Consider the following 12,940-nt stretch of genomic DNA (forward strand, 5'->3'; position numbering starts at 1 on the left):
GGCATCGCGTTGCGTTCAGGCCCGGTCTCCGGGCGAGATCACAACGCGATCAGAGGTATCGGCCGACGTGCGCGAGTGCCTTCTTCGGGGTCTTCGCGTCGAACCCATCGCCGATGGCCCGGAGCTTCCATTCGCCGGCGTCGCGACTGATGACGGCCATCGCGACGGCGGTGAACGGCATTCCGCCCTGGAGGGTGAACCGCGCCAGCTCGGCGGATGTGGTCTCGTCGACGAGTCGGCAGTAGGCGTTCTCGATCCGCTCGAAGGTGTGCCCGCGGTACGACGTGACGATGAACATCAGAGCGTCGATCCGTTCCGGGACCGATTGCAGCGCAACGCGGATGACCTCGTCGTCACCGGCTCCCTCGCCGGTGAGGTTGTCACCGGAATGCAGGATCGAACGGTCCTTGGAGTTCAGGTGGCCGTAGTAGACGGTCTCCACGCACTTGTCGCCGGAGAACATGAGCACCGACGCGTCGAGGTCGATCGAACCGCCGCGGCCGAAGCCGCCCCGCACCGGATCCCACCCGAGTCCCATGCGGATGTCGGTCAGATGGACGCCGCCCTCCTTGCGGAGCGTGACCTTCTGGCCCTTGGTCAGACTCACCGGCCGGTCCTTGCTCAGGCTGATCTCGGGAGCGCGTGGCGGGGCGGGCGGAGCAGGCGCCGGCGCGGGTGGTGTGGGTGCCGGTGGTGTGGGTGCAGGCGGGGTTGCCACCGGTTCGGGTGCCGGGGCCGCGGGCTCGTCGTCGACGCTGACGCCGTGGTCCCGGACGAGATCGGCGAAGCCGCCCGCGTAACCCTGCCCGACCGCACGCACCTTCCAGTCACCGTTTCGCCGGTAGACCTCCAGCGCGATGACCACCGACTCGGTCGCGAGTCCGGTGATGGCGTACTCGTACAGTTCTCGGCCCTGGGCGTCGGCGACCCGTGCCACCGGAGGGGCGAAGCGCCCGAAGGTCGACGACGCGTCGTCGAGTGTGATGACCGCGCGGACCGCGTCGACGTCTCCGGGGATGCCCGCGGTGGAGATGTGCAGCCGAGCCGTGCCGCCGGGCACGGGCTGCAGCCGGACGCCGGGTCCGGTCGGCTGGTTGTAGAACACGAAGTCGTCGTCGCTGCGCACGACCCCGTGATCGGTGACCAGGAGCGCGGAGAGGTCGGCTGCGGTGGCGAGATCCACCGAGATCACGACGTCCGGGGTCGACAGCGGACCGTTCTGTCCCTTGCTCAGCGCAGGCATGTCTGGAGTGGTTCCTCACGTGTTCGGGGTGCGCCGGACAAATCCGGCACCTTCGACCCACAGCGTAGTCACGCGCATGCAGTCGGGACGTCGGTCGAGCATCCGCCGACGGCGTTTCCAGATGCAATCGTCCGGTCGACAGACGGTGTCCGATTGTGCGCTTATGCTCCTGAACATGGCTGGAAGTCGGGTCGACACGCAGTTCGGGCCGTACAGGCTCGATGCGCTCCTCGGCCGCGGTGGTATGGGAGAGGTCTACCGTGCCTACGACACCGTCAAAGACCGTGTCGTCGCGCTCAAGTTGCTCGATCCGGCGCTGGCTCATGACCCGACCTTTCAGGAACGGTTCCGGCGTGAGTCGCACGCCGCAGCGAGATTGGGCGAGCCGCACGTCATCCCGATCCATGACTGGGGTGAGATCGACGGCGTCCTCTTCATCGACATGCGTCTGGTCGTCGGCGAGGATCTACGCGCGACCCTGGCCCGGGAGCAACGACTGCCGCCCGAACGTGCGGTGTCCATCGTCGAGCAGGTGGCCGCGGCTCTCGACGCTGCACACGCCGAGGGCTTGGTGCATCGGGACGTCAAGCCCGAGAACATTCTCATCGGTCCCGGCGAGTTCGCGTATCTCGTTGATTTCGGGATCGCCCATGCGGCCGAGGACACCCACCTCACGCAGACGGGAACCGCTGTCGGGTCGATCGCCTACATGGCGCCCGAGTTGTTCGATGCGACACCGGTGAGTCCGGCCAGCGACATCTATGCATTGGGTTGCGTGTTATTCGAATGCCTCACCGGCCGCGTACCGCATCCGGCGAAGACGGTGAGTGCGGCGATCAAGGCCGCGTTGCTGTCCGCCCCACCCTCACCGAGTGCGGTCAACGGAGATGTACCGGAGGCGATGGATGAGGTCATGAGATCGGCGCTCGCCCCCGATCCGGTGGTACGCCCGCGGCGCGGCGCCGACCTCGCCCGCGCCGCCAGGGATGCGTTGACAGGTGGTTCTCCTCCCGCACCTCCCGTACGGCTGTCACTCGACAAGAGTTCCGCGTCGGCGACGCCGGTGGCCGAGCGACACCACTCGGCGACCGACGCCGATCGGGCACCGGACACCGTCATCGCGCCCACCGACCCCGTGTACGAGCGGACGCAAATCCGTTCGACGACGGGCCCCGAGGCAGGCGCCGGAACCGCACGCTTTTCCGAGCCGCAGCAGTTCTCGGGCCCCCAGCAGTTCTCGGGCCCCCAGCAGTTCTCGGGCCCCCAGCAGTTCTCGGGCCCCCAGCAGTTCTCGGGCCCCCAGCAGTTCTCGGGCCCCCAGCAGTTCTCGGGCCCGCAGCAGTTCTCGGGCGCTGAGCCGTACACGGGTCCACAGCATCACCCCGGGCGGCCGGACTTCGCCTACCCGCCGGGGCCCGTCGGGCCTCCCCCGAATGCGTACCCGCCGGCCTATCCGCCGGTGTATCCGCAGGCGCAGAACCGTCGCTCGGTGGCCGTCCCCGTACTGCTGGGTCTCATCGCCGTGGCATTGGTCGGTCTGGCTGTCCTCGGCGGCTTGCTACTAGCCGGATCGAATGGCTCAGATGTGGCCGAGGAGAGCCCGACCACTCCCACGGTCACCGAGACGGTGGCACCGCCTCCCCAGGCTCAACCTGCCCCGGCGCCACCGATCCCGGCCGCACCGCCGGCGGGGTCGGCGCCGTGCGACGGGACGGTCGGGGTCGGTACGTCGGTGACGAGTTGTCCGTTCGCGTTCGCCGTTCGCGATGCGTATCTGGGCTCGGGTCCCACCGGGTCGTCGCGCGTGGTGATCGCCGCCAGTCCGGTCACCGGGGAGACATACGCGATGACCTGTGTACCTGAGGGCGCGATTGTGGCCTGCCGAGGTGGCAATGACGCGGTGGTGCACATCTATTGACGGGCAACAGGTTGAAGCGGTACCCGCTTGGCCGGGCCGCGCGCACAGTGTTGTCGCTGTCGTGCATGGTGGCAGTCGTCGGTGGGTGCGCGGAGGACTCCGAGCCCGGTCCCGTCGATCCTGTGACGGTGACCGTGACCGCCTCGACGCCGGTGGCGGTCCCGTCGACCTCCAGGCCATCGACCGCCCCGGCTCCCTCGTCCGATCACGCCGCACTCGCTGCTAGCTTTCGCCGGGTGGCGACGGCGACTGGCCTGGCCGTGGGCGTCGCGATCGCCCCGGTCGGCGGCGACGCCGTTCCCGCTCTCACTCTCGGAGACCGCACTCCACAAGTTGCCTGGTCGACGATCAAGGTTCCCCTGGCTGTCGCGGCCGAGCGTGTGAACGGACCGAGCGCGGCGGGCGTGTCCGCGATCGTCGCGTCCGACAACGACGCCGCGGAGTCCCTGTGGGCGTCGCTCGGCGGCGGGCAGGCCTCGGCCGATGCGGTGACGGATGTGCTGCGTGAAGGAGGCGACACGAAGACCGTGGTGCCGGCGACTCGACGCCGAGCCGGTTACACCATCTTCGGTCAGACCGTGTGGACCCTGCCCGACGCTGCGACCTTCACCGCCCATCTGCCGTGTATGCCCGGGACCCAGAACGTGCTGTCGTCGATGGCCCGGGTGGCGGGCAACCAGCAGTGGGGTGTCGAGATCATGCCCGCACCCAGGGCGACCGCGGTCAAAGGAGGGTGGGGACCGGGGACAACCGGCGGTTACCTCGTGCGGCAGATCGGACTGGTCACCTTCCGTGACGGCGCCGCCGCAGCGGTGGCGATGAGTGCTGTCGGCGGCTCGATGTCCGGGGGAGTGGCGGCACTGAACTCTGTGGCCAACTGGCTCGACCGTCACCTAACCCGCTTGCCGCGAGGACGCTGCTCGGCCTGACCCCAGGGTGTGGCACCGGTCCCGAGATGGTTCCGATTGCATATACGGCCTGGTCGAGATCGCTCGTCCAGCCGTAGGGTTCTGTGTCGGAAGTGACTCAGGAGAAAATTGTGAAAGTTGTGACCAGAATCGCGGTCGTGGTCGGTGCCTTGGTGATGGCCTTGGTCATCGGTGCGGGTTCCGCGACAGCGATTCCGCTGCCGACGCTGCCCCCGCTACCCGAACCGTTCGCGTCGTGGTTCAAGCCGCCCGAACCGGTCGACAAGAAGCTGGCCCGCAGTTATGCGGCGTTGCAGAAGTCCATGCGGAAGTCGCTGCCCGGGCAGCTGGGGATCGCGATCGTGCCGGTCGGCAGCGAGCAGGTGATCTCGCTGGGCACACTCAAGACGGGGCGCGCCTGGTCGACGATGAAGGTGCCGGTGTCGCTCGCGGCGCAACGACAGCGCGGAGCGGCGGTCGCGACGATGGAGGACCGGGCGATCACGTTCTCCGACAACGACGCGGCGGGCGAACTCTGGGGTCTGCTCGGGGGCGGACACGCCTCGGTCGACGCCGTCACCAACGTCTTGCGGGAAGGACATGACACCCGCACGCACGTGTCGTCCGAGGTCGACAACCCGCCGTCCTACCCCGGGTACACCGCGTGGGCGCTGCGGGACCAGGCCGTTTTCGGTGCGCACCTCCCGTGCCTGCCCGGCAGCGAACACCTCATCCGGCTGATGAGTGCGGTTGCGCCCAATCAGCAGTGGGGGATCGCCCGGGTCGGGCGGGCGCAGGGCGCCGTGACGGCCGTCAAGGGCGGCTGGGGCCCGGCGTCGTCGACATCGCAGGGCCACCTCGTCCGCCAGCTGGGCATCATCACCACCACCGGCGGTCAGGTCGCGGTGTCGATGGCCGCGATACCCCGCAGCGGATCGTTCACCGACGGCACCAAGATGCTGACGCGCCTGGGCAATTGGCTCGGCAAGAATCTGGCCGACCTACCCAAGGGCAGGTGCTGATCAGCGCCGCGACCGTCACGCAGCCGCGTGCGAGCCCGAAGAGCGTTGTGCCCCGGCCGGAGTGGTGAGGGCAGCCGCGATGGCGGTGGTCAGCGGAACCGACAGTGCGATCGCGATACCGCCGACGAACGAGCGGGCCAGCTCCACGGCGACCACGTCGGTCGTCAGCAGACCGCCCAGGGGTTGCTGGGCCACCGAGAACAGGAGCATGAGCGGCAGAGCGCTACCGGCGTAAGCGAACACGAGCGTGTACACCGTGCTGGCGATGTGGTCGCGACCGACGCGCATCGCGGCGCGGAACGTCGCCAACCGAGAGGGTTCACCGGCCGCCGCGAGCTCGAAGGCGGCCGACGCCTGCGTGATGGTGACATCGTTGAGCACACCCAATGTGCCGATGATGAACCCGGCGAGCAAGAGTCCGCTGACCGAGATGTTGCCCTGATACACCTGCAGACTCGTGGTCTGATCGCCGGACAACCCGGTCAGGTTCATCGTCCGGATGGCAAGCCAGCTCAGGAAACCCGCCATCAACAACGAGGTGAGCGTGCCGAGCAGTGCCGAACTCGTACGCAGACTGACGCCGTGAGCGAGGTAGAGGACCACGAACAGGATGGCCGCCGATGACACCACGGCAACCGCGACCGGCGACGAACCGTCGAGGATGGCGGGGAGTGTGAACACCGTCAGGATGCCGAAGGCGAATGCGAGACCGATGATCGAGCGGAAGCCCCGCCACGCGGCGACGAGCACGATGGCCAGGATGAACAGGATGGCCCAGAAGATCGTCGCGGTTCCGCGTTGGAAGTCGAAGAACGTGTACCGGTTGCCATCTGCTGCGGGCACCGTCGAGAGCCGGATGGCGTCGCCGACGTTCAGCGTCGGTTGTCCGGCCTGCGGCTCGTCGAGGGTCGCGGGATTCGGTGCCGGGGTGTCGGGACCCGAGCCGGCCTGAGCCCGGTTCGTGGGAATCTCCAGAACGGTGTACTGCCCGGCCACGTCACCCGAGTCGAACCGCACCGCGTTGAGGATGCACGGGCCCTCGGGAACCGGATTGATCGGGATGTCGGCGGTCTCCAACACCGTTCCCGCCGCCGAGTTCAGGCAGTTCGCGTGGAACTGGTCGACGATCTCACCGTCGACGGTGGCGATGGGACCGCCGTCGGCCGACCGGAACTGGGTGGGGATCGGATGCTCGGAATCCGACGGCCACAGCACGATCATCCCGATGGCGACGACCGCGGCGGTGACCGCCAGCGTCCCGATGACGAACCACCGGGCGAACGGGGACAACGTGTGGGAGATGTCGGTCAGCGAGTGCGTGTGACCGTGCCCATGGTGTGTGCGGCTCACGCGGAGAGCCTATGCGCACCGCATCCGGGCCGCGACCAGCGACCCGGATGCGGGAACCGAGTGGACGACGATGCCGACCGAGCTCACAGGGGCAACAGGATTCCCTGCACGCGCGGGTCGGTGCGGAGGAAGTCCTGCACCTCCGGATCCTTGAACGCGGCGACGAGGTTCTTGATGTTGTCGGTGTCCTGCCACCGGGTCCCGATGGTCAGCTGGCCGGCGAACTCGTCGGGCGCGGGCGGCGCGAAGATCTGTTTGGCGATGTCGATGTTCGCCGCGAGGTAGTACTCGGTGTATCCCACCGTCGCATCGAAGTCGGCGAGCGAACGGGACTGCGCCGCGAAGTCGAGCAGGACGAACTGCAGATTGCGCGGATTGGTCGCGATGTCCTTCTGCGTCGCCTTCCACTTGTCGACACCCGGTTTGAGGGTGATGAGCCCGGCTCGCTCGAGCAGCCAGAGCCCCTGCGCCTCGTTGGCGGGATCGGAATAGAGGGAGACGCGCGCATTCTGTGGCAGGTCGGCCACGTCGCGGTAGCGGTCCGACCAGATCCCGAATCCCCATCGGAAGACGGGGGTGGCGGCCACCTCCTCGAAGTCCGGATTGGCCTCGAGGACCTGCGACAGCCAGAGCTTGTGCTGGTAAACGGTTCCGGCGACCTCGCCGTCGCTGACCGCGCGGTTGAGCGTCGTCGAATCGGCGAGACCCCTGAACGCGACCTTGATGCCGTAGCGCGGCGCGACCTCCCGGCCGATGAACTCCACCAGTGCTTGCTCGGAGGCATTGCCCTCGGCGGTGACGACGGTCAAAGTTGCGCCCGCGGTCTCGTTGGGGGAGGCCGACTCCGAGCCGAGGAACCGCCAACCGGCCACGGCCGCGACGACCGCGACGACGATGAGTGCGCCGACGATCAGTGGCCAACGGCGACGTTTGGCGAGCTCGATGCCGGAATCTCCTGGCGGAGTGGAGGTGCCGGGAGGGCTGGACGAGGTGTCGGTGGAAGAACCGGTGTCCTGGGACATGGGTGGACCTTTCGAGGTGGGGCTGGATACGCGGCGGTCAGTGGTTGACGCGGCGCGATGTGACCGGGTTGAGGCTGCGGGCGAGCGCGTCACCCGCGACCTGGATGACGGCAACGGTGACGATGAGCACGATGATGGTGGCGACCATGACGCCCTGGTCGAATCGCTGGTAGCCGTAGGTGACCGCCACGTAGCCGAGACCGCCCGCGCCGATGGTGCCGGCGATCGTGGAGTACTCGATCATCGCGATCGTGTTGATCGTCAGCCCGCCCACGATGCTGGGCAGGGCCTCGGGAACCTGTGCCTTCCAGATGATCTGAGCATGCGAACCACCGGAGGCCCGTGCGACGTCGATCGTCGAGGCCGGCACCGACCGCAACGAGTTCTCGACGATCCGCGTGAAGAACGCGATCCCCGCGATCGACATCGGGACCACCGCGGCGGCGATGCCGATGTTGGTGCCGGTGAGCAGGCGGGTGAACGGGATGATCGCGGTCATCAGCACCAGGAACGGCAGCGATCGTCCGATGCTGATCACCCAGGACAGCGGGGTGTGCAGGGTGCGGTTCGCGAACAGGCCTCCCGGCGCGAGGTTGTGGATGAGCGCACCCAGTGGCACTCCCACCACCAGCACGACGACCATCACGATGCTCACCATGAGGACGGTGTCCACCGCAGCGGGGATGAGCAGGTCGGGGATCTCGTCGAGCGGCACGGTGATGTTGGCCAGGTACGTCGTGCTCACGCCGCCACCTCGGGGTCCTTGTCGGCGGCCGCGCTCGTCGCGGACTCGCCGGGCGGTTGCGCGGTCGCGGTCGGGCGGGCCACCAGGCCCAGCTCACCCGCGGCGCCGATGAATGCGGCCGCGTGTCCGCTGGGAACAGCGACGGTGAGGTCGCCGAACGCGGTTCCGTCGATCGTCTGGATGTTGGCCCCCAGCATCGAGATCGGCAGATCCAGTCGTCTGCTGAGCCGCGTCAGCCAATCGGCCGGAACCCTCGCCGAGTTGTAGACGACCGACACCGAGGTCTCCGTGGATGCAGGTGGTGCGCTGGGACCGCGGGGCCGGAGTGATTGTCCGAGAACAGAATTTGAATCGAGGACCAGATCCTGCAACCGGCCGTGCTCCACGATCCGGCCGTGGTCGAGCCTGCCGACGGTGTCGGCGACGCGCACGATCGTGTCCATCTCGTGGGTGATGAAGACGACCGCGAGCCCGAGTTCGTCCCGCACTGCGGCGAGAAGTCGCAGGAAGGTGTCTGTCGCAGCCGGATCGAGTCCCGAGGTGGCCTCATCGGACAACAGGACCGACGGCTTCAGCGCGAGAGCCCGGGCGATGCCGACACGTTGACGCTGGCCGCCCGACAGTTGATGCGGGTAGAGGCCGGCCTTGTCCGCGAGGCCCACGAGGTCGAGCAGTTCCGCGACCCTCGCGGCAGTGGACCGCCGCGTCGCGCCGAGGTACTCGAGAGGCAGCGCGACGTTCTGCGCGGCGGTCCGTCGCGAGAGCAGGCTCGCCGACTGGAAGACGGTGCCGATCCGCCGCCGTGCGTCGCGCAGACCCGACGAGCCGAGCGCGGTGAGATCCTCACCGTTGACGACGACGTTCCCGGATGTCGGACGCTCCAACAGGTTCAGGCATCGCGCCAGGGTGCTCTTGCCCGCTCCGGACGGTCCGACAACGGCGAAGATCTCACCTGCGTCGACCGTGAACCCCACATCGTCGAGCACGGTGGTCGGGTCGGGCGACCCCACCCCGAACACCTTGGTCAGGCCGACGACCTCGATCACCTGGTCGCTCCATCCGTGATGAGCCGACTCTTCTCGCGTACGGAATCATCGATCGTCGAGTTGACCCCGCCGACCCGGTAGCTCGCGCCGCGATGAGTGTCGGGCAGGTGATCGCCCCGGTTGAACAGCTTGTGCCGCAACGTTCCCGGAACGTAGTCGCGGTCGTAGAGACCGCGGCGTTCCAGTGCAGGCAGGACGTGGGTGATGATGTCCTCGAACGACCCCGGTGTCACCGCATAGGCGACGTTGAACCCGTCGACGTCGGTCTCGGTCACCCAGTCCTGCAGGGCTTCGGCCACCTCGTCGCCGGAACCGATGAGCACCGGACCCATTCCGCCGATGCCTCCCCATGCCGCGATGTCTCGCACGCGCCATTCCTCGCCGCTCTCACTCGCCTGTGAGAAGGCGGCCACCGCGGACTGGATGGCGTTGCTGTGTACGTTGCCGATCGGCTCGTCGAGCTGATAGCTCGCGAGGTCGATGCCCATCCACCCCGACATGAACACCAGTGCGCCTTCATCGCTGGTGTAGGACTGGTACTCCTGCGCCTTGGCCCGCGCCGCCTCCGGCGTCGAATCGGTGATGATCGTCAGCAGGGTGTAGATCTTCGCGTCGTACGGATCGCGGCCGGCGAGGACGAGTTCTTCCCGGGTTCGCGCGACGACATCGCGCAGGATGGCCTTCGTGGGCGCCGCGACGAAGATCGCCTCGGCGTTCTCCGCGGCGAATCGTCGACCGCGCGGTGACGCGCCCGCCTGGTAGATGACCGGAGACCCCTGCGGGGACGGCTCCGACAGATGGATACCCGGCACCGTGAAGTGGGTGCCGTGGTGGCCGATGTGATGAACCTTGGCCGGGTCGGCGAAGATGCCGGCGTCGCGGTCTCGCAGCACCGCGCCGCGCTCCCACGACCCTTCCCACAGCTTGTACAACACCGTGAGGTACTCGTCGGCGTGGTCGTAGCGCGCGTCGTGTTCGAGTTGGTCGTCGGCGCCCATGTTGCGAGCCGCCGCCGGCAGGTACCCCGTCACGACGTTCCAGCCGACACGGCCGCGGGTGAGGTGGTCGAGTGTCGACAGCCGGCGAGCGAACGGATAGGGATGTTCGAAGCCGGTTCCGGTGGTGATGCCGAATCCGAGATGCTCCGTCGCATGCGCCATCGCCGAGACGAGCAGCAGCGGGTCGTTGACGGGGATCTGCGCCCCTTGCCGGATGGCGGCCTCGTCGGTCCCCGCATATACGTCGTAGGTGCCCAGTACGTCGGCGATGAACAGTCCGTCGAAACCGCCGGTCTCGAGCAGTCGGGCGAGGTCTACCCAGTAGTCGATGGTGTTGTAGTTCCACGACCGGTCGGCGGGGTGGCGCCACAGGCCCGGCGACTGATGCGCCACGCAGTTCATGTCGAAGGCGTTGAAACGGATCTTGCGAGAGGTGTTCGGTTCTGACACCGGAGGAATGATGCTGACCGATCCGCGCAGTGACCATCATTGAGCCCATCGCGAACCTAAACTTGCCGCATGCGATCCACCGATGTGTTACTCGACGGTCTCGGCCGAGTCGCCGACAATGTGCACGCCGTCCTCGACGGCGTGGGACACGATGTGCTCAACCGCGCTCCGGCGCCGGGTGCCAACACCATCGCTTGGCTGGTGTGGCATCTGACGCGGGTCCAGGACTCGCACATCGCCGACGTGGCCGGAACGGACGAGGTATGGGTGACCCAGGGGTGGGCCGAGCGCTTCGACCTTCCGTTCGCGGCGTCGGAGATCGGTTACGGGCAGTCGGCCGAGGACGCGGCTCGCGTCGTCGTCGAAGACCCGGCGTTGCTTCGGGCCTACTACGACGCAACGCACGCGGTCAGCGTGGATTACATTGCGGCGCTGTCTGATTCGGATCTCGATCGGGTGATCGACGACAACTGGGACCCGCCGGTGACGCTGGGCGTCCGTCTTGTGAGCGTGGTCGACGACGACGCCCAGCATGTAGGTCAGGCCGCGTACGTGCGGGGTCTGCTCTCCTGACGTGGTGCGGCTGCCTCGGTGTCGTGCTCACCGGGCTCCGCGATCCTCGCATCGCCTGAGTCGGGATCCTGTAGCGAACGATGGCACATGACACCGTTGTTCGCCACCGAATCCCGACTGCCCGCGAGACGATCAGGAGATGCAGCCCCGGAACGTCTGGAAGTCACCGGCGAAAGCCGGTCCCTTGCAGGTGGGGCCGTTCTTGCCGTCGACGACGACTTCGCCACCGGGGCCGGCGATACCGATGGCCAGACCGGGGCGGATGCCGTTCATGGTGACCGTCGCGCCGGGGCCCAGTGCGATCGCCGCGGGTCCCGCGAAGTTGTCGGCCGAGGAGGTCGCCGTGCCGCCGTTGTCGGTGATGGCGAGCGACAGTCCGGTGGGGCCGGATTCCGCGCTGCAGGAGTCCGCCGACGCGGACTGTCCGGGCAGCGCCGGACAGATGGTGGGTGCTGCGCTCGCGGACGGGGCGGCAGCGAGGGACACTGCGGTCGCACCGGCGGCCGCGACGACGAAACCGAGAGCTGTGCGCGTAACTGTCTTCATGATCGGACTCCTGTTGTCGAGGAACGATGTGTCATGCGTTGAGCGATTCGGAGTGACCGTAGGGCTGGATGGGAACGATGGGCGCCCCGCCTCGCACCAGCACGGGTGCCCACTCCGCGTAGCGTGGAAACGTGCAGCTGCGAATTTTCACCGAACCCCAGCAGGGTGCCACCTACGACGACCTCCTCGCGGTCGCGAAGGCGGCCGAAGAACTCGACTATGACGCGTTCTTCCGCTCCGACCACTTCACCGGGATGGGTGGCGACGGCCTGCCCGGTCCCACCGACGCGTGGATCACGCTGGCCGGCCTCGCGCGTGAGACCTCCCGCATCCGACTGGGGACCCTGGTCTCCTCGGCGACCTTCCGACTGCCCGGCCCCTTCGCCATCGCTGTCGCCCAGGTCGATCAGATGAGCGGTGGCCGTGTGGAGTTGGGCATCGGCACCGGTTGGCACGAACGTGAGCACGAGGCCTACGGGATACCGTTCCCGCCGCTGAAGGAACGATTCGAGCGGCTCGAGGAGAATCTCGAGATCATCACCGGCCTCTGGGAGACTCCGCTCGGCGACGAGTTCGATCACCAGGGGAAGCACTTTCAACTCACCCGGTCTCCCGCATTGCCCAAGCCCGTGCAGACCCCGCACCCGCCGATCATCATCGGTGGCAGCGGCAAGAAGCGAACGCCCGCGCTCGCAGCACGTTTCGCCGACGAGTTCAACGTCGTGTTCCAGCCGCTCGACGTCGCCGCGGACCTCATCGGCCGCGTGCGGGACGCGTGCACCGACAGCGGTCGCGACCCGGAGGGCCTCACCTACTCGGCGGCACTCGTATTGTGCTGCGGCAAAGACGAATCCGAGTTCCGGCGCCGCGCCGAGGCGATCGGTCGTGAACCGGAGGAGCTGCGCGAGAACGGTGCTGCGGGTACCCCCGACGAGGTGGCGGCGAAGATCGAGACCTACCGGGAACTCGGCGTGACACGGATGTACCTGCAGACGCTCGACCTGTCCGACCTGGACCACCTGGAGCTCGTCGCGTCGAAGGTGGCGCCGCAACTCACCTGATCCGTCGGCACGGGCACGGTTGTTTCTCGCGGCTCTTTCTCGCGACACGGTCCTGACG

At 67.7% G+C, this 12,940-nt stretch carries 12 protein-coding genes; 5 read left to right on the forward strand and 7 right to left on the reverse strand.

Going from position 1 to position 12,940, the window contains the following annotated elements; genetic code table 11:
* Positions 1–49: 49 nt before the first annotated feature.
* Positions 50–1,243 (reverse strand): TerD family protein, encoded by a 1,194-nt coding sequence (locus MAY35_RS17940; RefSeq protein ID WP_238422658.1) that lies wholly within the window; start codon positions 1,241–1,243, stop codon positions 50–52.
* 175 nt (positions 1,244–1,418) lie between these two features.
* Here MAY35_RS17940 and MAY35_RS17945 point away from each other — a divergent pair, with 175 nt between their 5' ends.
* From MAY35_RS17945 to MAY35_RS17955, 3 genes are all read left to right on the forward strand, one after another.
* On the forward strand, positions 1,419–3,161 hold the full coding sequence (locus MAY35_RS17945; protein ID WP_238422659.1) for a serine/threonine-protein kinase: 1,743 nt from the start codon (positions 1,419–1,421) through the stop codon (positions 3,159–3,161).
* A gap of 65 nt (positions 3,162–3,226) precedes the next feature.
* On the forward strand, positions 3,227–4,090 hold the full coding sequence (locus MAY35_RS17950) for a hypothetical protein (protein ID WP_238422660.1): 864 nt from the start codon (positions 3,227–3,229) through the stop codon (positions 4,088–4,090).
* 155 nt (positions 4,091–4,245) lie between these two features.
* A complete protein-coding gene (locus MAY35_RS17955; RefSeq protein WP_238422715.1) occupies positions 4,246–5,091 on the forward strand; it encodes a hypothetical protein in 846 nt (281 codons plus the stop codon).
* A gap of 15 nt (positions 5,092–5,106) precedes the next feature.
* Here MAY35_RS17955 and MAY35_RS17960 read toward each other — a convergent pair whose 3' ends face one another.
* From MAY35_RS17960 to MAY35_RS17980, 5 genes are all read right to left on the reverse strand, one after another.
* Positions 5,107–6,441, reverse strand: a complete 1,335-nt coding sequence (locus MAY35_RS17960; RefSeq protein ID WP_238422661.1) for a YibE/F family protein — start codon at positions 6,439–6,441, stop codon at positions 5,107–5,109.
* An 83-nt stretch (positions 6,442–6,524) separates the two neighbouring features.
* Positions 6,525–7,463, reverse strand: a complete 939-nt coding sequence (locus tag MAY35_RS17965) for a MetQ/NlpA family ABC transporter substrate-binding protein (RefSeq protein ID WP_238422662.1) — start codon at positions 7,461–7,463, stop codon at positions 6,525–6,527.
* A gap of 37 nt (positions 7,464–7,500) precedes the next feature.
* Positions 7,501–8,208: a methionine ABC transporter permease gene (locus tag MAY35_RS17970; protein WP_238422663.1), complete on the reverse strand. Its 708-nt coding sequence runs from the start codon at positions 8,206–8,208 to the stop codon at positions 7,501–7,503.
* A complete protein-coding gene (locus tag MAY35_RS17975) occupies positions 8,205–9,254 on the reverse strand; it encodes a methionine ABC transporter ATP-binding protein (protein ID WP_238422664.1) in 1,050 nt (349 codons plus the stop codon). The genes MAY35_RS17970 and MAY35_RS17975 overlap by 4 nt, the downstream gene beginning before the upstream one ends.
* Positions 9,251–10,702, reverse strand: coding sequence for an LLM class flavin-dependent oxidoreductase (locus MAY35_RS17980; RefSeq protein ID WP_308192470.1), 1,452 nt, complete (start codon positions 10,700–10,702; stop codon positions 9,251–9,253). Before MAY35_RS17980 ends, MAY35_RS17975 begins: the two co-directional genes overlap by 4 nt.
* Positions 10,703–10,771: 69 nt before the next feature.
* On the opposite strand from MAY35_RS17980, the gene MAY35_RS17985 reads away from it, so the two are divergent.
* Positions 10,772–11,275 carry a DUF664 domain-containing protein gene (locus tag MAY35_RS17985; RefSeq protein ID WP_238422665.1) on the forward strand — a complete coding sequence of 168 codons (504 nt, stop codon included), beginning with the start codon at positions 10,772–10,774 and terminating at the stop codon, positions 11,273–11,275.
* Between the two features lie 132 nt (positions 11,276–11,407).
* Here MAY35_RS17985 and MAY35_RS17990 read toward each other — a convergent pair whose 3' ends face one another.
* On the reverse strand, positions 11,408–11,821 hold the full coding sequence (locus tag MAY35_RS17990) for a hypothetical protein (RefSeq protein WP_238422666.1): 414 nt from the start codon (positions 11,819–11,821) through the stop codon (positions 11,408–11,410).
* 131 nt (positions 11,822–11,952) lie between these two features.
* Between MAY35_RS17990 and MAY35_RS17995 the strand changes: the two genes are divergently transcribed.
* Entirely contained in the window at positions 11,953–12,882 is a 930-nt protein-coding gene (locus MAY35_RS17995; protein WP_238422667.1) for an LLM class F420-dependent oxidoreductase, read from the forward strand.
* The last annotated feature ends 58 nt before the right edge of the window (positions 12,883–12,940 follow it).

It is taken from the genome of Gordonia sp. 'Campus', assembly GCF_022206305.1.
Taxonomy (GTDB): domain Bacteria; phylum Actinomycetota; class Actinomycetes; order Mycobacteriales; family Mycobacteriaceae; genus Gordonia.

Excerpts from the sequence above, each read along its gene's own strand:
- MAY35_RS17940 (WP_238422658.1), bottom strand. The coding sequence starts at position 1,243 with ATGCCTGCGCTGAGCAAGGGACAGAACGGTCCGCTGTCGACCCCGGAC.
- MAY35_RS17945 (WP_238422659.1), top strand. The coding sequence starts at position 1,419 with ATGGCTGGAAGTCGGGTCGACACGCAGTTCGGGCCGTACAGGCTCGAT.
- MAY35_RS17950 (WP_238422660.1), top strand. The coding sequence starts at position 3,227 with ATGGTGGCAGTCGTCGGTGGGTGCGCGGAGGACTCCGAGCCCGGTCCC.
- MAY35_RS17955 (WP_238422715.1), top strand. The coding sequence starts at position 4,246 with ATGGCCTTGGTCATCGGTGCGGGTTCCGCGACAGCGATTCCGCTGCCG.
- MAY35_RS17965 (WP_238422662.1), bottom strand. The coding sequence starts at position 7,463 with ATGTCCCAGGACACCGGTTCTTCCACCGACACCTCGTCCAGCCCTCCC.
- MAY35_RS17985 (WP_238422665.1), top strand. The coding sequence starts at position 10,772 with ATGCGATCCACCGATGTGTTACTCGACGGTCTCGGCCGAGTCGCCGAC.
- MAY35_RS17990 (WP_238422666.1), bottom strand. The coding sequence starts at position 11,821 with ATGAAGACAGTTACGCGCACAGCTCTCGGTTTCGTCGTCGCGGCCGCC.